We start from the raw sequence: 16,475 nt of genomic DNA on the forward strand, positions 1-16,475 counted from the left end.
CCGCTCTCCAACACGAGAATCGTGTCGCCAGGCGAGAGCAGGTTGGCCAGGCAGGCCTCCCAGGCCGCATGGCCGGAGCCGGTATAGAGGAAGATCTCCTGCTTCGTCTTGAGGACGCGCTTCAGCCCCTCCATGCAGGCCCAGTAGATCTCGCCGAAGGCGGGATCGGCGAAGTCCACCGTGTGGTGGGCGGTCGCCAGCAGCACGCTGTCCGGGATATTGGTCGGGCCGGGATTGGCGAAGAAGCAGGCGGCCGCGGGGCTTCCGCGGGGTCTCGCTGGCGCTCATCAAAATGTCCTTTGTCGGTCAGACCGGGAAGGGTGCTTGCGCAGATAGGGCATGTAGCTGTCCTCGACATCCACCTCGAGCGAGGCCAGCACGCGGACCACGGCGCAGTAGAAGCTGGCGGTGACGGTGAGGTCGACGATCGCCTCGTTGTCGAGCGCGGCGCGCAAAGCGGCGAAGGTCTCGTAGCCAATCCCGGGCCCGGCATAGACTTCCCGCGCCGCGCGCAGCACCAGCCGCGCCAGCGGGTCGAGTGCGGTGGTCTCGCCGCGCGTCTCGGTCTTGATCGCCTCGATATCCTCGTCGGTGACGCCGAAATCGTAGCCGATCTTGACATGGTGCGACCATTCGTAAGGCGAGCGCGCCAGCCAGCCGACCTGCAGGATTGCCAGCTTCGCGCAAGCGCGGATCGAGCTTGGCGCCGTAGCGGATATACTGGCCGAGCGTGCTGAAGGCGCGCGCCGCGCCGGGGCTGTTCACCAGCGCCTTGTGCAGGGTGATCTCGCGCTTCAGCAGGTCCTGGTCTTCCGGCTTGAGGTCGGATTTCTCCAGGTAGGGGAGGCGGGCCATGGGCGTTTCCTCTAGAGGAATTTGTAGTCGAAGCCGGCCGCGCCACCGGTGATGCGGCCGGCCGTTCGGCCGGGGAAGTGGATCGGCAGCATCACCGCCGGGGTGTCCGGCAACCTCGTCGAAGAATGTGCGCCGTGCGGCCGCGGCCATCTTCGGGTCCCAATCGAAGATGGTCGACCAATCCGGCTCCCGCACCTGCAGCGCATGGTGCATCAGGTCGCCGGTGACCACCGCGCGCTGGCCGCCCGAGCGGATGTTGATGCAGCAATGGCAGGGCGCATGGCCCGGGGTCGGCTGCAGGGTGATGGTGTCGTCGAGCGCAAAGTCGTCGTCGACCAGCAGCGCCTGGCCGGCCGCGACCACGGGTTCGCAATTGTAGCGCCAGACATTGCCGGGCGGGTTGCTGCCGCGCGCCGTCGCTTCCTCCCAGGCCGCGTACTCGCGCTTGTGGAAGATGTACTTGGCCTTCGGGAAGGTCGGTACCCAGCGTCCGTTCACCAGCCGGGTGTTCCAGCCGCAATGGTCGATATGCAGGTGGGTGCAGAAGACATGCGTGATGTCCTCGAAGCGCAGCCCCTCGGCGGCGAAGCCGTCCAGCCAGGGTTGCTTCGGGAAGTCCATCGGTGCCGGATAGCCCTTGTCCTCGCCGGTGCAGGTATCGACCAGGATGGTGTGCTTCGGGGTGCGTACCACGAAGGTCTGGTAGGTGATGACCATGCGACCGGTGGCAGGGTCGAAGACCACGGGGTCCAGTGTCGCCAAGTGCTTCGCCCCGACCGCCGCGTCGTATGCGGGAACATCTCGGCCGGGCGGCGCCAGGGGCCGTCGCGCTCGACGATGCTGGTGATCGTGACGTCGCCGATCCGCAAGGGCTGCATGGTGTGGTTTCCCCCGTTTGGCCGAAGCCCTAGCCCTGACGCGGGCGACAGGCCAGCGCGCCGGGCCGGGGAGAGGCCCAAGCCTCGCGGCTCAGGCGTCGATATGCTCGGTCGCTCGGACCGAGGGCCGAGCGGCGAAGCCGGCATGCCAGGCGGCCAGCGCCGGATGGGCCGTCCGCCAGCCGGACCCGGGCCAGCGGAAATCGAGGTAGGAGAGCGCGCAGCCGATCGCCACCCGGCCGATATCGAGGGGGCCGGCCGACAGCGCCGCCGCCTCGGCCTCAAGCGTCGCCAGCACCGCCGCCAGCTTGACCTCAAAGCCGGCGATGATGCGCTCGTCGGGCGCCGCCCGGCCGATCTCGCCGCGCCAGAGCAGCAGGAAATCCAACGCGCCATTGCCGAGCGCCTGACGCCGGAGCGACTCGATCCGCGCCGGCCCGGCGGAGGGGAAGAGCCGCGGGGAGCCGCCCAGCCCGTCCAGGTACTCGCAGATCACCACCGAGTCATAGAGCGCGCGGCCGTTCTCGAGGATCAGGGTGGGGATCTTGCCCAGCGGGTTCTGCCGCAGCACGGCCGGGTCCTGCCTGGTCAGCGCGACCACGGTGGGAATGCGCTCGATGCGGTCGGCCACCCCCGCCTCATGCGCCACCACCATCACCTTGCGGACGAAGGGAGAGCGAGAGGACCAGTGCAGCCGCATCATGGCGCGCCGCACCCGCCGGCGTTTCGAATCGACCCCATGCGCTGCTTTCCCCCGTCCGAGGCGGGGAGACTGCGCCGGGCCGAAGCGATGATGAACCCCCAAAAGCGAAGCCGCGGTCCACGGGTCATCCCGTGCCGCGGCTGCTTCGGTCAGGTCTCGCCCGCCGGAAGGGCGGGCGAATCGAGCTTAGAAGCCCTCACGCTCCAGGCGCTTGCGCTCGACCTTGCGGGCGCGGCGGACGGCCTCAGCGGCTTCGCGGGCGCGGCGCTCGGACGGCTTCTCGTAATGGCGACGAAGCTTCATCTCGCGGAACACACCTTCGCGCTGCAGCTTCTTCTTGAGCGCCTTCAGCGCCTGGTCGATGTTGTTGTCACGGACGACGACTTGCACGCGGCCCAGCCTCCTATCGCTGTTGGGACAAAAGCAAACGGCCGCAAGCGGCAGACGGTTCCGGCTGGCCCCGATCACCCGGGACCCCGCGCGGCTACCCCCTACCGTATTGCGGAGACGGGGCGTCTAGCATGGTTATGACCTTGACTGGAAGCCCTCGCCGCCGCGGCTGGGCGATCCTATTTGCATCCCCGGCAGCAGACATCCCCGGAGGCCCCATGCCCATCCTGAAGATCGCCCGCATGGGCCACCCGGTCTTGCTGCGGGAGGCCGAGCCGGTCGACGACCCCACACATCCGGAGATCCGCCGGCTAATCGCCGACATGGCCGAAACGATGCAGGATGCGTCCGGCATCGGCCTAGCCGCGCCGCAGGTCCATGTCCCTCTGCGGCTTTTCGTCTGGCGCGGCACCCCAGGGGTCTCCGCCCTGATCAATCCGGAGCTGGAGCCGGTGGGGGAGGAAGTCGAGAGCGCCTGGGAGGGTTGCCTGTCCATCCCCGGCCTGCGCGGCTGCGTCAGCCGGCCAAAGCGGATCCGCTTCCGCGGCCTGGACGCCGGGGGCAACCCGGTGGAGGGCGAGGCCGAGGGCATGACCGCCCGGGTCATGCAGCATGAGACCGACCACCTGGATGGGGTGATGTACCCGATGCGCATGCGGGACCTCGCGCTGTTCGGCTTCACCGAGGAGCTGGCCCGCGCCGCCGGCAGCGCCGGCCGATGACCGAGCGCAGCGAGGCCCGCGACCGGGCGATCCGCGCGATCCTGCCGGTCGCCGCCCGGGATGGCTGGAACTGGGGCTCGATCCGCGCCGGGCTGCGGGCGGCGGGGGAGGACCCGGCCCTGGCCGAGAGTCATTTCCCGACCGGCCCGGTCGGCGCCGTGCTGGCCTGGATCGACCTGCTCAACCGGGAGATGGAGGCCTCCGCCGCGGCGGAGGCGGTCACCGCCCTCCGCGTTCCCCAGCGCATCCGCAGGGTGGTCGAGCTGCGGCTGATCGCCATGGCACCGCACAAGGCGGCGCTGCGCCGGGCGCTCGCCCTGCTGGCGTTGCCCTGGAACGCGCCGCAGGGGCTGCGGGCAACGGCCGGGGCGGTGGATGCCATGTGGCACGCCGCCGGCGACAGCTCGGCGGATTTCTCCTGGTACACCCGCCGGGCGACGCTGGCCGGCATCTACACCTCCACCGTCGCCTGGTGGCTGCGGGACTCCGATCCCTCGATCTACAGCGCCATGCAGTTCCTCGACCGCCGGCTGGCCGAGTTGTCCCGGCTGCAGAGGCTCCGCCGCAAGCGGCCCGCCGTCGCCGCCTGACCCCCGTCGCTGAACCCTGCCGGTCCTGGGGCGCTTGGGCCGGGACAGGGCAGGGCGGGAGAGCATGGCGAATCGGCGGGCATGGGCTTGGGGCCTGGGAGTGGGGCTGCCTTTGGCGGGGCTGGCGCTGTTCCTCGTGCTGTTCCGCTGGGACTGGCTGATCCCCATCGTCGAGGCCCAGGCCTCCGCCCGGCTCGGCCGGCCAGTCACGCTACAGCACCTGCATGTGAAGCTCGGCCGCACCATCACCGTTACTGCCGAGGAGCTGCGGGTCGGCAACCCCGCGGGGTTCCAGGATGACCCGCCGCTGGCCCGGCTGCCGCGGGCCGAGGTCGATGTCGCGCTGGCCCCGCTGCTGCGCGGCGCGGTGGTGATCCCCGCCGTGACCTTGGACCAGCCGCAGGTCGAGCTGGTCGGCCGCCCGGACGGCAGCACCAACTATGCCTTCGACGCCGCCGGCCCGCCGGGGAGGGCGCCGAGGGCGGTGGTCCGCAGCTTGGCGCCCTGCGCATCCGCGACGGCAAGGTCCACGCCGCCATCGCCGGGCTGAAGGCCGACTTCAGCGTCGACCTGAAGACCGAGGAGCCGCCCGGGGAGGAGCCTGCCCTGCTGGCCGATGCCGAAGGCCGCTACGCCGCCCAGCCGATCGCCGCCAAGTTCCGTGGCGGCGCGGTGCTGAACCTGCGCGATGCCGAGCGGCCCTGGCCGGTCGACCTGCAGCTGTCCAACGGCCCGACCCGGGTCAGCCTGAAGGGCACCGTGCGGGATCCGGTGAAGCTGGCCGGCGCCGACCTGCGGCTGGAGGTGCAGACGCCCGACATGGCACGGCTGACCCCACTGACCGGAGTGCCGATTCCGGCGACCCCGCCCTTCCGTGCCTCCGGTCGGCTCGACTACGCTGCAGGCCGTTTCCGCTTCACCGATGTCGAGGGCCAGGTCGGCAACAGCGACATCGCCGGTGCCTATACCGTCTCGACCGGCGCCCGCACCGACTTCACAGCCGACCTACATTCGAAGCGGGTGGACCTCGCCGATCTCGGCGGGGTGATCGGCGGCACCCCCGGACGCGCCGGCACGCCCGGCCAGACTGCCGAGCAGCGTCGCGAGATCGCCCGCGCCGCGGCCAGCCCGCGGCTGATCCCGACCGCGCCGATCAGCATCCCGCGGCTGCGGGCGGCCGACATCCATGTCCGCTACCGGGCCGACAGCATCCGCGGCCGGGGCATCCCCTTCGACGGGCTGGAGATGGTGCTCGACATCGTCGATGGTGTGATCCGGCTGCACCCCGGCGCCTTCAAGGTCGGCCGCGGCGAGATCAGCGCCGATGCCACCCTGAAACCGCAGGAGAACGGCATGCTGCGCGCCAAGGCGGAGATCGAGCTGCGCCGGGTCGACATCGCCCGTCTTATGCAGGCGGCAGGCGCCGGCGGCGCGGGCAGCGTCGGCGGGGTCGGGCAGATCGACACCACCGGCCGGTCGCTGTCGGAGATGCTGGGCAACGGCAACGGGTCGCTGACCGTGGTCTCGGTCGGCGGCAACATCAGTTCACTGCTGGCCGATCTCTCCGGCCTCGAATTCGGCAAGGCGCTGCTCTCGGCGCTAGGCATCCCCGAACGCACGCAGATCGAGTGCCTGATCGGCGATTTCGGCCTGCGCCAGGGCGCGCTCTCGGTTCGCACCTTGCTGCTCGATACCGAAAGCCATGTGGTCACGGGCAGCGGTGTGGCGGGCCTCGGCAAGGAGGTGCTGGACCTGCGGCTGCGCACAGACAGCAAACGCTTCAGCATCGGCTCGCTGCCCACCAGCATCGGCATCACCGGCAGCTTCAAGTCGCCCGACATCGCACCCGACATGGGGGAGCTTGGCGCGCGGGCCGGTGCGGCAGTGGGCTTGGGCGTGCTGTTCGCCCCGCTGGCCTGCTGCTGCCAACGATCCAGCTCGGCGTCGGGGAGAACAGCCAGTGCGAGCGGCTGACCCGCGCGGGTCGCGAAGTCGCAGGGAGGCGGCCCGGCCCCGGCACGACGCTGAGCCTGGCTTCGCGTCGCGGCATCGTGCGTGCCACGCAGGGCAACCCTCAGGGGATGGTGCGCCTAATACCGTTCCGTAGTCATCAGCATATCGCCCCTGGGGTCCATCGGCCCCTCGGCGCATCCTCGACGAGATCCAATGAACCGCACCCCCGCCGAGAAGCCGGCCGCCGGCCCCGGCCGACGCTGGATGCCGGCCCGCCCTTCGACCCGAAGAACCGGCAGAGCGAGGTGTTCTTCGCCGCGGTCCAGACGACCCGAATGCCGATGATCGTCACCGACCCGCACCAGCCGGACAACCCGATCATCTTCGCCAACCAGGCCTTCCTGGCAATGACCGGCTATGGCTGGGACGAGATCGTCGGCCACATCATGCCGCTTCCTGCAGGGGCAGCAGACCGATCCCGACACCGTGGCGGCCATCCGCGACGCGATCCGCGACCGCACCGAGCTGGCGACCGAAGTCCTGAACTACCGCAAGGACGGCTCCTCCTTCTGGAATGCGCTGTTCATCTCCCCAGTACTCGATAAGCAGGGAGGCCTGCTGTACTTCTTCGGCTCGCAGCTCGACGTCTCCCGCCGCCGGGATGCCGAGGACGCGCTGCGCCAGGCGCAGAAGATGGAGGCGCTCGGCCAGCTGACCGGCGGCATCGCACACGACTTCAACAACCTGCTGCAGGTTGTGCTCGGCTACCAGGAGCTGCTCCTGCAGGGGCTCGACCGCGACCCGATCGACGTCGCCCGGCAGAAGCGCGGCCTTGGCAACGCGCAGGCGGCGGCAGAACGCGCCGTTACCCTGACCCAGCAGCTGCTCGCCTTTGCCCGCAAGCAGCGGCTGCACGGCCGGGTGCTGAGCCTGAACCAGGCGGTGCGCGGCATGCACGACATGGCCCGCCGCACGCTGGGCGACGAGATCGAGATTGCGCCTGGACCTGGCGAAGGACCTCTGGAACTGCCGCGTCGATCCCAGCCAGTGCGAGGTCGCGCTGCTGAACGTGCTGATCAACGCGCGCGACGCCATGGCCGGTCGCGAGCAGCGGCAGGTGACGGTAAGAACCGCCAACATTCTCGTCGGACCCGAGGATGTGGCGGCGTTCGCCGGCCTGCCGTCCGGGCGCTACGCCACGATCGCGGTGGCCGATACCGGCACCGGCATGTCGGCCGAGGTCAGGGCCCGGGTGCTGGAGCCCTTCTTCACCACCAAGGAGGAAGGCAAGGGCACCGGGCTCGGTCTGTCCATGGTCTATGGCTTCACCCGGCAATCCGGCGGCGCGGTCCGCATCGAGTCCGAGGAAGGCGTCGGCACCACCGTGCAGATGTACTTCCCGGCGGATGACGGCGAGAGCCGCGCACCGGCGGTGGCACCGTCCCGCGCCAAGGAGCGCGAAGGCAGCGAATGCGTGCTGGTGGTAGAAGACCGGCCCGATGTCGGCGACGTCACTCAGGCCTTCCTCGAGGATTTCGGCTATCGCGTGCTGCGCGCCGGGAACGCGCGGCAGGCGCTGGCGGTGTTGGACGGCGGCGGGCTGGTGCACCTGCTGCTGTCCGACCTGATCATGCCGGGCGGCATGAACGGCGTGATGCTGGCGCGGGAGGCACGTCGCCGCCGGCCGCGGCTGAAGGTCCTGCTCATGACAGGCTATGCCGAGGCCTCGATCGAGCGGGCCGATATCGGCGGTTCGGGATTCGAGGTGATCAACAAGCCTTATCGGCGTCTGGAGCTCGGCCGGAAGGTGCGGCAGGTGCTGGACGGGCCCACCGGCATCGGTTGAGGGGGCGGCGGACCCCCCGTCCGGCGCCTCGGTGGCGCCTGCGCCGCCCCCGTCCAATCCGCGTCAGGCGGTGCGCCGAACCTGCGCTGCGGCACGCCGTCTCGGCTTGTTTTATGCAGAACGGTTCACGCCTCTGGGCGCTTCTGCCCCTCTGCCATCCGCTCTACCCCGCGGCGTGCTTCGACAGACAATCCTTCATGAAGGCCTTCCGCGGGTCGGCGTGCAGGCCCTTCTCCTTCGCGGTGGCACTGCACTGGCGCATCCTTTCGTGCTGCGCCTCCTGTGCGGGGCTCGGTTCCCGCTTCGGCTTGGATTCGGCGGCGAGGCTGGGCGAGGTCGCCGCAATCAGCAGCAGGGGGACGAGAAGGCGCCGCATCGTTGGCTCTCCCTAGGCGATGTAGACAGAATAGTTTGCGGCACCGATTCGGTTCAACCCTGACGTTCGGGACTGTTGCCGGGCATGCGCCTTGCTAACCTTTTGGCCGGAGCGCGCCGCCCGGTGGCGCCGGTGAAGGGGATAGCCATGCCGACTGAACCCGACCTCGTATTGCCGACGATGGAGGCGATCCGCCGCTGGAGCGGCGTGTCGCTGCCCAATGAAGCAGCCCGGCTGGGCTTGGCCGATTACGCCGCCCTGCTTGCCGATCTTGAGGCGCTGCGCGGCACCATGGTCTTCGAGGACGAGCCGAGCAGCTTCGAGGCGGCGCTGCGCGACTGCATGGAGCCGGCATCGAAGGGGTGGGCCAGTGAGCGACCTCACCACGCTGTCGATGACCGAAGCCGCCGATGCCTTCACCAAGGGCGAGGTGTCCGCGGAAGCCCTGGTGCGCGCCAGCCTCGACCGGATCGCGGCGCAGGATGGCAAGGTGAATGCGGTGATCCGGCTGGACCGCGAGGCGGCGCTGGAAGCCGCCGCGGCGCAGGACAAGGCGCGCGCCGCCGGCGCGACCCTCGGCCCGCTCGCCGGCGCGCCGATGATGCACAAGGACATGTACTATCGGGCCGGGAAGGTGAGCACCTGCGGCTCCGCCATCCGCCGCAACTTCGTCCCCAAGGTGACTGCGACGGTGCTGGAGCGGCTCGACGCCGCCGGCGCGATCGACATGGGCACGCTTAACATGGCGGAGTTCGCGCAGAATCCGACCGGCCACAACGTGCATCACGGCGATTGCCACAATCCCTGGAACCTCGACTACTGCACGGGCGGCTCTTCCTCCGGGTCCGGTGCCGGCGTGGCGGCGCGTTTCTTCACCGCGGCGCTCGGCAGCGACACCGGCGGGTCCATCCGGCTGCCGGCGACGCTATGCGGCGTCACCGGGCTGAAGGCGACGCAGACGCGCGTCTCGCGTGCCGGGGTCATGCCGCTGAGCTTCTCGGCCGACAATGTCGGGCCGCTGGTGCGGACCGCGCGCGACGCGGCGCGCTTCCTCGGCGTCATCGCGGGCAGGGATCCCAGGGACCCGACCAGCGCGCCGGAGCCGGTGCCGGATTACGAGGCGGCGCTGACCGGCAGCGCGCGCGGCATGCGGATCGCGGTCTGCGAGACCTATTTCCTCGACGGCGCCGATGCGCCGGTGATCGCCGCCTTCGAGGCGGCGCTGGCGACGCTGAAAACCACCGGCGCCGAGGTCACGCGCGTCAAGGCACCGAGCCTGCGGGCGATCGCCGCATATACCGCGCTGGTCAGCCGGGCCGAGGGCGCGGCGATCCACGCCGACTGGATGCGCGAGCAGCCGGGCGACTATTCGATCCACCTCTCGGCGCGCCTGTTCGGCGGCTATGCGATCCCGGCGCATCTCTATATCGAGGGCTTGGCGCGGCGCGGCCCCTGCTGCGGCAATTCGTGGCGGAGACCCTGACCGGCTTCGACTTGGTGGCGACGCCGACGCTGCGGACCCGGGTGCCGACCCTGGCGGAGACCGACATCGACGCCGACCCGGCGAACTGGTCGCGCTTCATGGCGGTCTCGGCCAATACGCGGCCGTTCAACTATCTCGGCCTGCCGACGATCAGCATCCCCTGCGGCTTCGACGATCGCGGCCTGCCGGTGGGACTGCAGCTGGCCGGGCGGCCCTTCGCCGAGGCGACGGTGCTGCGGGCGGCGGATGCCTATCAGCAGGTGACGGATTGGCATCGAAAGGCACCGACGCTCTGAGGCAAGGTCGAGGAGGGAAAAGCATTCCCTCCCCGAACCCCACCCCGTCCTTCTTGTGGGTTGGCGCTCGCCGCGCAGAGGGTGCCGACCCCGAGAGATAAATGAGGGGTGCGGGGAGAATACCTTCTCCCCGACCTTTCTGCTCAGTAGAGCTGGGCCTTGATCCGCGCCTGGTACTCCGCTTCGTATTGCGCCGGATCGATCCCGCCGCTGGCGGTATGCGCCGCGATCATCGCGCCGTTGGTCGGCACGCCGGGCGGCCTTTCCCGCCCGGTCCAGAGCCCCGACCGCATCAGCGCCTTGGCGCAATGCGCATAGACCTCCCGCACCGTCACCAGCAGCACCGTGGCGGGCAACTGCCCGGCCACCGCGAAGCGCGCCCGCAGCGCCGGATCGGTGGTGATCCGCGCCATGCCGTGCACCCGCAGCGTCTCCCCGACGCCGGGGATCAGGAACAGCAGCGCGACCTGCGGATCGTCCAGGATGTCGCGCAGCCCATCCAGCCGGTTGTTGCCGCGCCGGTCGGGCAGGGCGAGCGTCCGGTCGTCCAGCGGCACCACGAAGCCCGGCGCATCGCCGCGCGGTGTCGCATGCGGGCCATGCGGCCCCGCCGTCGCCAGGATGCAGAAGGGCGAGGCGGCAATGAAGGCGCGCGACGTCGCCTCCAGCCGGTCCGTCACCTTGGCCAGGAAGCGCGGATGCGGCGCCTCGTAGGCGGCGGCGAGTTGCTCTGCCGTGGTGATGGCGAAGCCGTCGCTCATCCGCGCAACGCCTTGATCTGCGCCGGGTAGCTGCCGGGATCGACCCGCGCGTCCACCAGCGCCGGGCCGGGCGTGGCCAGCGCCTCGGCCAGGGCGGCGCGATAGCCGGCTTCGTCCGCCGCGCGCAGCCCGATGCCGCCGAGCGAGCGCATCACCCCGGCGAAATCCGCCATCGGCCAGCCGAGCGCGCCGCCCGGCAGGTCGCGCCCGCCCTTCTTGATGTCGATCAGCGAGAGCGTCGCGTCATTGAAGACGATGATGGTCAGCTTGACGCCGAGCGCGGTCGCCGTCGCCAGTTCGCCGAGCGCCATCAGCAGCCCGCCATCGCCGGTGAAGGCCAGCGCGCCGCGATCCGGGTCGTGCAGCGCGGCGGCGATGCCGGCGGGCAGGGCGAAGCCCATTGTGGCCAGCCCGTTCGAGATCAGCAGGTCGCCCGGGCGTTCCGCCTGCCAGAAGCTGGTGCAGGGGAACATATGCGCGCCGGCATCGACCGAGATGCGCGGGTCGCGCCCGGCGGCGCGGCACGCCGCCTGGGCCATCTCCACCACCGCCTGTGGCGAGAGCCCCTGGTTGCCGCCCGGTGCATTGGCCAGGCAGGTCAGCCAGGCGGTGCGGTGCGCGGCGATCGCCCGGGCGTCCCAGGCGCCAGGGGCGGCCGCTTCGATCAGCGCCGCGAGCGCCGGGGCCAGCGGCCCGTAGAGCGCCGCCGCCGGCGCCCGATAATGCAGCGGCCGCGGCGCGGTGCCGATATCGATAATGGGCACGGTGAAGCGCCAGGGCTGCGGGATGAACTCCACCGGGTCGGCGCCGGCGAGGATGATCAGGTCGGCCTCGCGCAGCACCGGCGCCTCGGCCTCGCCGCCGGTGAAGACGCCGGCAAAGAGCGGGTCGGCATCCGGCAGCACGCCCTTGGCCTTGTAGGTGACCAGCACCGGGCAGCCGAGCCGCGCCGCCAGCGCGCGGAAGGCGTCGCAGGCGTCGGGCCGGTTCGCCTCCAGCCCGGCGACCAGCACCGGACGGCGGGCGCGGCGCAGCAATGTGCGGGTGGCCTCGAGCGCCGGGCTATCCGACACCCGGTCCGGCGCGGCGAGGGCGGCGGCGGGAAGGTGGGCGGCCGGTCCGCGGGCGACGCCGGCCGACAATTCCAGCAGCACCGGGCCACGCGGCGCGGTGAGCGCCGTCTCCAGCAGGGTTGCCGCCACGGCGCCCGGCGCGCCGCCCGGCTCCGCCGCCCGGGCCGCCGCCTTGGTCACCGGCGCCAGCATGCCGGCATGGTCGAAGAACTGGTGGTTGGCGAAGGCGCGCTCGGCACCCGTGAAGCCATCCGCCAGCAGCAGCAGCGGGGCGCGGTCCAGAGAGGCCTGGGCCATGCCGTTGGCCGCATTGCCGACGCCGGGGCCGCGAGTGACCACCACCGCGCCGGGGCGGTGGGACAGTTCGGCCTCGGTCGCTGCCATGATGACCGCGGCGCTCTCCTGCCGGGCCAGGACGAAGGGGATGCCGCGCGCCGCCGCGGCCTCGATCAGGTCGAGGCTGGAGCCGCCTCCGGGCACGCCGTAGAGCCGCGGCACGCCGGCCGCCTGCAGCGCCTCGGCCACCGCCCCGGCGCCCGTTGTGATCGTATCATCCTGTTGCGGCATGCTCACACCGTCTCCTCCCGCGCTTGCGCGGGCTGCAGCATAGGGCGCCCGTCATGGCTGCCCAGCCCAGCGCCCCGCTTCGATCTGCCGCATCACTGGGCGCGCATGGTCAGGTAATGAGCAGGGGATTGGCCTCCGCCCGAATTCATTGCTCATGCCTTCTTGCGGGCAGGGTATGCTCCGTGCTGGTTTCTGCGCAGACGGACCAAGCAAGAGGGGACCGCAGCCGAGTGTCGCCAGCCAAGACCGCCGCATTCGATGAAATGCGCGCCGAGGACGAGGTCCGCGCCGCCTATGCCGAGATCGAGCGCTGGCTGCGCGCGACGCCGCGCGAGCAGCTCGACCGCAAGCGCCACGAGGCGGAGCTGCTGTTCCGCCGCATCGGCATCACCTTCGCCGTCTACGGGGAGGGTGGCGACCCGGAGCGGCTGATCCCCTTCGACATCATCCCGCGCATCATCGCCCGCAGCGAATGGGACCGGCTCTCGGTCGGGCTGCGCCAGCGGGTGCGGGCGCTGAACGCCTTCCTGACCGATGTCTATGGGCGACAGGAAATCCTGAAGGCCGGCAAGATCCCGAGCGCCCTGGTGCTGGAGAACGAGGGCTACCGGCAGGAGATGGTCGGCATCGTGCCGCCCGGCGGCGTCTACACGCACATCTCGGGCATCGACATGGTGCGCACCGGGCCTGACCAATTCTACGTGCTGGAGGACAATTGCCGCACGCCGTCCGGCGTCTCCTACATGCTGGAGAACCGGGAGGCGATGCTGCGCCTCTTCCCGAAGCTCTGCGCCCGGCACAAGATCGCGCCCGTCGGCCGGTATCCGGAGGAATTGCTGGAGACGCTGAAGGCGGTCGCCCCGCCCCGTGCCGGCGCGCACCCGACAGTCGCGATCCTCACCCCCGGCCCCTACAACAGCGCCTATTACGAGCACTGCTTCCTGGCCGACGAGATGGGCGTCGAGGTGGTGGAGGGCGCCGACCTCTGCGTGACCGACAAGGTGGTCTACATGCGGACCACCGCCGGGCCGAAGCGGGTGGACGTGATCTATCGCCGGATTGACGACGAATTCCTCGACCCCGAGGCCTTTCGCCCGGACAGCTTGGTCGGCGTTCCCGGGCTGATGGAGGCCTATCGGGCCGGCAATGTCGCCCTGGCCAATGCGCCGGGCGGCGGCATCGCCGACGACAAGGCGATCTACCCCTATGTGCCGGAGATGGTGCGCTTCTACCTGGGCGAGGAGCCGCTGCTGGCCAATGTCCCAACCTTCCTCTGCGAGCGGGAGGAGGACCGCAAGTACGTCCTGTCGAACATCGACAAGCTGGTGGTGAAGCTGGCCAAGGGCTCGGGCGGCTACGGCATGCTGATCGGCCCGCACGCGACCAAGGCGGAGTGCGAGGATCCACGCCCGCATCCTGGCCCGGCCGGGCGACTACATCGCCCAGCCGACGCTGGCGCTGTCCACCTGCCCGACCGTGGTCGAGCAGGGCATCGCGCCGCGGCATGTCGATCTCAGACCCTTCGTGCTCTCCGGCAAGGAAATCCGCATCGTTCCAGGCGGGCTGACGCGCGTGGCGCTGAAGGACGGCTCGCTGGTGGTGAACTCCTCCCAGGGCGGCGGGACCAAGGATACCTGGATCCTCGAGGATGAGGGGCCGGACAGCGAGCCGAGCCAGTCGCAGTCCCAGTCGCAGACGGCCGGCGCCTGATGCTCAGCCGAACTGCCGACAACCTCTTCTGGCTCGCCCGCTACACCGAGCGCGCCGGAAACGTGGCGCGTGGCCTCGGCGTCGCCTCCCGCATGGCGGCGATCTCCGCTCGCCTCGGCAACGAGGTGGCGGAGTGGCGGTCGCTCCTGACCGCCTCCGGCGGCGATACCGGCTTCTATCGGAAATACGAGACTCCGAACGCCGAATCCGTCATCCACTGGCTGGTCTTCGATCCCGACAACTCCTCCGGCATCCTCTCCTGCTTCGAGGCGGCGCGGCGCAATGCGCGGGCGGTGCGCACCGCCCTGACCGTCGACATGTGGGAAGCGCTGAACGACAGCTGGAACCACCTGCGCAACCTGTCGCCGGATGCGACCGAGGGCGAGCAGCTGCCGAACTTCCTCGGCTGGGTGCAGGAACGCGTCACGCTGTTCAATGGCGCAGCGCATGACACCATGCTGCGCAACGAACCCTGGCGCTTCGTGCATCTCGGCACGATGCTGGAACGCGCCGACAACACCGCCCGCCTGCTGGACGTGAAGCACGAGCTCTTCACCCTGGGCGAGGAGGGGGCGGTGGACTACGTCCAGTGGCAGGCCGTGCTGCGCTCGGTCTCAGCGCTGCGGTCCTACCAATGGGTCTACCGCGAGCGGCTGAGCGCCCGCCGCATCGCCGAGCTGCTGATCCTGCGGCCGGAGCTGCCGCGGGTCCTCGCGGCCTGCCATGCCGAGGTGGCGGATACGCTGGAGGCGATCGGGATCGGCCAGGGCGGCCGGATGGGCGAGTGCCACCGCCTTTCGGGCTTGCTGAAGGCGCAGCTGCGCTATGGCCGGATCGACGACATCCTGGCGGAGGGACTGCACGACTTCCTCACCGGGATGATCACCCGCACCGCAGAGATCGGCGCCGGGATCGACGCGTTCTACATCAAGCATTGAGGCCGGGGCCGGGGAGGCATGCCCCCGACCCGGCCGCGCTAGCTGCGCCGCGGTGCCGGCACCTGCCGCGGGGCGAAGCGCAGCACGCCCCAGCCGGCGAGACCGGCGGCCAGCGAGCCGAGCAGGATGCCCACCTTCACCTCGTCCTGCAGCAGCGGGTCGCCGGCGAAGGCCAGCATTCCGATGAACAGGCTCATGGTGAAGCCGATCCCGCAGAGCAGGGAGACGCCCACCATCTGCAGCCAGCCCGCGCCCATCGGCAGGTCGGCGAGGCCGAGCCGGATCACCAGCCCCGCGCTGCCGAAGACGCCGACCAGCTTGCCGGCCACAAGGCCGAGTGCGACGCCGAGCGTCAGGTGGTCGACCAGGGCTTCTCCGGTCAGCCCGGCGAAGGACAGGCCGGCATTGGCCAGGCCGAAGAGCGGCACGATCAGAAAGGCGACCCAGTTGTGCAGCCCATGTTCCAGCCGATGCAGCGGCGAGGCCTGCATCGCGTCGGGCCGGCCCGGCTCGGCCTGCAGCGGGATGGTCAGCGCCAGGACGACGCCGGCAATCGTCGCATGCACGCCGGAGCGCAGCACCAGCAGCCAGAGCACCGCGCCGAGCAGCAGGTAGGGCAGCAGCCGCACCACGCCGGCCCGGTTCATGGCCACCAGGGCGGCGACCACCGCGGCGGCCAGGCCGAGGTCGAGGAGCGACAGCTCGCCGGAGTAGAAGACGGCGATGATCAGCACGGCGCCGAGGTCGTCGATGATCGCCAGCGCCGCGAGGAAGACCTTGAGCGAGCTCGGCACCCTGTCGCCCAGCAGCGACAGCACGCCGAGCGCGAAGGCGATGTCGGTGGCGGAGGGGATTGCCCAGCCGCGCAGCGTCGCCGGGTCGTTCCAGTTGAAGGCGGCGTAGATCAGCGCCGGCACCACCATGCCGCCGGCCGCGGCGATGCCAGGCAGGGCGCGGCGTGGCCAGCTGGCGAGCTGGCCGTCGAGGACTCGCGCTTGATCTCGAGCCCGACGAACAGGAAGAAGATCGCCATCAGCCCGTCATTGATCCAGTGCTGGACCGAGAGCGGGCCGAGATAGGCGTGCAGGGTGCCGAAATAGGCCCCCGACATCGGCGAGTTGGCGAGCACCAGGGCCAGCGCGGCGGCGCCCATGAGGACGAGGCCGCCCGAAGCCTCGTTGTCCAGCATGTGGCGCAGCATCGATAGCGGGCGGCGCGGGCCTCGCAGGCTGCCGTCGGGCATTCCGGGTGGTCTCCGTGGGTTCGCCGCCGAACGCGCCAGGGCGCGGCGGGATGCAGCCCTTGGGCCACACCTTCTGAGCCGGGTGAAATGA

General features: G+C 70.5%; 15 protein-coding genes and 3 pseudogenes. 11 read left to right on the plus strand and 7 right to left on the minus strand.

What is annotated here, in order from left to right; genetic code table 11:
• Positions 1-306: 306 nt before the first annotated feature.
• The 3 genes from ACQ86J_RS34780 to rpsU form a co-directional block, all read right to left on the minus strand.
• The gene (locus tag ACQ86J_RS34780) at positions 307-1,617 is read right to left on the minus strand and encodes an MBL fold metallo-hydrolase (protein ID WP_431269097.1); all 1,311 of its coding nucleotides are present in this window, start codon (positions 1,615-1,617) and stop codon (positions 307-309) included.
• Between the two features lie 207 nt (positions 1,618-1,824).
• The gene (locus ACQ86J_RS34785; RefSeq protein WP_431269098.1) at positions 1,825-2,448 is read right to left on the minus strand and encodes a glutathione S-transferase N-terminal domain-containing protein; all 624 of its coding nucleotides are present in this window, start codon (positions 2,446-2,448) and stop codon (positions 1,825-1,827) included.
• Between the two features lie 174 nt (positions 2,449-2,622).
• Complete coding sequence (rpsU, locus tag ACQ86J_RS34790) at positions 2,623-2,826, minus strand: 30S ribosomal protein S21 (RefSeq protein ID WP_007006360.1); 204 nt, start codon at positions 2,824-2,826, stop codon at positions 2,623-2,625.
• Positions 2,827-3,044: 218 nt separating this feature from the next.
• On the opposite strand from rpsU, the gene def reads away from it, so the two are divergent.
• The 7 genes and pseudogenes from def (at position 3,045) to ACQ86J_RS34825 (ending at position 7,937) form a co-directional block, all read left to right on the plus strand.
• A complete protein-coding gene (def, locus tag ACQ86J_RS34795; protein WP_431269099.1) occupies positions 3,045-3,548 on the plus strand; it encodes a peptide deformylase in 504 nt (167 codons plus the stop codon).
• Complete coding sequence (locus tag ACQ86J_RS34800; protein WP_431269100.1) at positions 3,545-4,138, plus strand: COQ9 family protein; 594 nt, start codon at positions 3,545-3,547, stop codon at positions 4,136-4,138. Before def ends, ACQ86J_RS34800 begins: the two co-directional genes overlap by 4 nt.
• 100 nt (positions 4,139-4,238) lie before the next feature.
• Positions 4,239-4,688, plus strand: coding sequence for an AsmA family protein (locus ACQ86J_RS34805; RefSeq protein ID WP_431269101.1), 450 nt, complete (start codon positions 4,239-4,241; stop codon positions 4,686-4,688).
• A gap of 122 nt (positions 4,689-4,810) precedes the next feature.
• Positions 4,811-6,112, plus strand: a complete 1,302-nt coding sequence (locus ACQ86J_RS34810; protein WP_431269102.1) for an AsmA family protein — start codon at positions 4,811-4,813, stop codon at positions 6,110-6,112.
• A 320-nt stretch (positions 6,113-6,432) separates the two neighbouring features.
• Complete coding sequence (locus tag ACQ86J_RS34815) at positions 6,433-6,696, plus strand: hypothetical protein (protein ID WP_431272638.1); 264 nt, start codon at positions 6,433-6,435, stop codon at positions 6,694-6,696.
• A pseudogene (locus tag ACQ86J_RS34820) lies at positions 6,578-6,937 on the plus strand (PAS domain-containing protein); the annotation flags it as partial. The gene ACQ86J_RS34815 and the pseudogene ACQ86J_RS34820, both read left to right, overlap by 119 nt.
• 148 nt (positions 6,938-7,085) lie before the next feature.
• Positions 7,086-7,937: an ATP-binding protein gene (locus ACQ86J_RS34825; RefSeq protein ID WP_431269103.1), complete on the plus strand. Its 852-nt coding sequence runs from the start codon at positions 7,086-7,088 to the stop codon at positions 7,935-7,937.
• A gap of 163 nt (positions 7,938-8,100) precedes the next feature.
• Here ACQ86J_RS34825 and ACQ86J_RS34830 read toward each other — a convergent pair whose 3' ends face one another.
• Positions 8,101-8,313 carry a PsiF family protein gene (locus tag ACQ86J_RS34830; RefSeq protein WP_431269104.1) on the minus strand — a complete coding sequence of 71 codons (213 nt, stop codon included), beginning with the start codon at positions 8,311-8,313 and terminating at the stop codon, positions 8,101-8,103.
• A 370-nt stretch (positions 8,314-8,683) separates the two neighbouring features.
• Here ACQ86J_RS34830 and ACQ86J_RS34835 point away from each other — a divergent pair, with 370 nt between their 5' ends.
• Together ACQ86J_RS34835 and ACQ86J_RS34840 are read left to right on the plus strand one after the other, a co-directional pair.
• Positions 8,684-9,796 (plus strand): amidase, encoded by a 1,113-nt coding sequence (locus tag ACQ86J_RS34835; protein ID WP_431269105.1) that lies wholly within the window; start codon positions 8,684-8,686, stop codon positions 9,794-9,796.
• The gene (locus tag ACQ86J_RS34840) at positions 9,781-10,092 is read left to right on the plus strand and encodes an amidase family protein (protein WP_431269106.1); all 312 of its coding nucleotides are present in this window, start codon (positions 9,781-9,783) and stop codon (positions 10,090-10,092) included. Before ACQ86J_RS34835 ends, ACQ86J_RS34840 begins: the two co-directional genes overlap by 16 nt.
• Positions 10,093-10,235: 143 nt before the next feature.
• Here the strand turns inward: ACQ86J_RS34840 and ACQ86J_RS34845 are convergent, their stop codons facing one another.
• Positions 10,236-10,853: a pyridoxamine 5'-phosphate oxidase family protein gene (locus ACQ86J_RS34845; RefSeq protein WP_431269107.1), complete on the minus strand. Its 618-nt coding sequence runs from the start codon at positions 10,851-10,853 to the stop codon at positions 10,236-10,238.
• Positions 10,850-12,493 (minus strand): thiamine pyrophosphate-binding protein, encoded by a 1,644-nt coding sequence (locus ACQ86J_RS34850; RefSeq protein WP_431269108.1) that lies wholly within the window; start codon positions 12,491-12,493, stop codon positions 10,850-10,852. Before ACQ86J_RS34850 ends, ACQ86J_RS34845 begins: the two co-directional genes overlap by 4 nt.
• A gap of 263 nt (positions 12,494-12,756) precedes the next feature.
• Here ACQ86J_RS34850 and ACQ86J_RS34855 point away from each other — a divergent pair.
• Positions 12,757-14,203 (plus strand): annotated as a pseudogene (locus ACQ86J_RS34855) (circularly permuted type 2 ATP-grasp protein).
• Positions 14,203-15,141 carry an alpha-E domain-containing protein gene (locus ACQ86J_RS34860; protein WP_431269109.1) on the plus strand — a complete coding sequence of 313 codons (939 nt, stop codon included), beginning with the start codon at positions 14,203-14,205 and terminating at the stop codon, positions 15,139-15,141. The pseudogene ACQ86J_RS34855 and the gene ACQ86J_RS34860 overlap by 1 nt, the downstream one beginning before the upstream one ends.
• A gap of 38 nt (positions 15,142-15,179) precedes the next feature.
• On the opposite strand, the pseudogene nhaA reads toward ACQ86J_RS34860, so the two are convergent.
• Positions 15,180-16,384: pseudogene (gene nhaA / locus ACQ86J_RS34865) on the minus strand (Na+/H+ antiporter NhaA).
• Positions 16,385-16,475 lie beyond the last annotated feature (91 nt).

It is taken from the genome of Dankookia sp. P2, from assembly GCF_050632255.1.
GTDB lineage: Bacteria > Pseudomonadota > Alphaproteobacteria > Acetobacterales > Acetobacteraceae > Paracraurococcus.

Excerpts from the sequence above, each read along its gene's own strand:
- def (WP_431269099.1), top strand. The coding sequence starts at position 3,045 with ATGCCCATCCTGAAGATCGCCCGCATGGGCCACCCGGTCTTGCTGCGG.
- ACQ86J_RS34800 (WP_431269100.1), top strand. The coding sequence starts at position 3,545 with ATGACCGAGCGCAGCGAGGCCCGCGACCGGGCGATCCGCGCGATCCTG.
- ACQ86J_RS34815 (WP_431272638.1), top strand. The coding sequence starts at position 6,433 with ATGATCGTCACCGACCCGCACCAGCCGGACAACCCGATCATCTTCGCC.
- ACQ86J_RS34830 (WP_431269104.1), bottom strand. The coding sequence starts at position 8,313 with ATGCGGCGCCTTCTCGTCCCCCTGCTGCTGATTGCGGCGACCTCGCCC.
- ACQ86J_RS34845 (WP_431269107.1), bottom strand. The coding sequence starts at position 10,853 with ATGAGCGACGGCTTCGCCATCACCACGGCAGAGCAACTCGCCGCCGCC.
- ACQ86J_RS34850 (WP_431269108.1), bottom strand. The coding sequence starts at position 12,493 with ATGCCGCAACAGGATGATACGATCACAACGGGCGCCGGGGCGGTGGCC.
- ACQ86J_RS34860 (WP_431269109.1), top strand. The coding sequence starts at position 14,203 with ATGCTCAGCCGAACTGCCGACAACCTCTTCTGGCTCGCCCGCTACACC.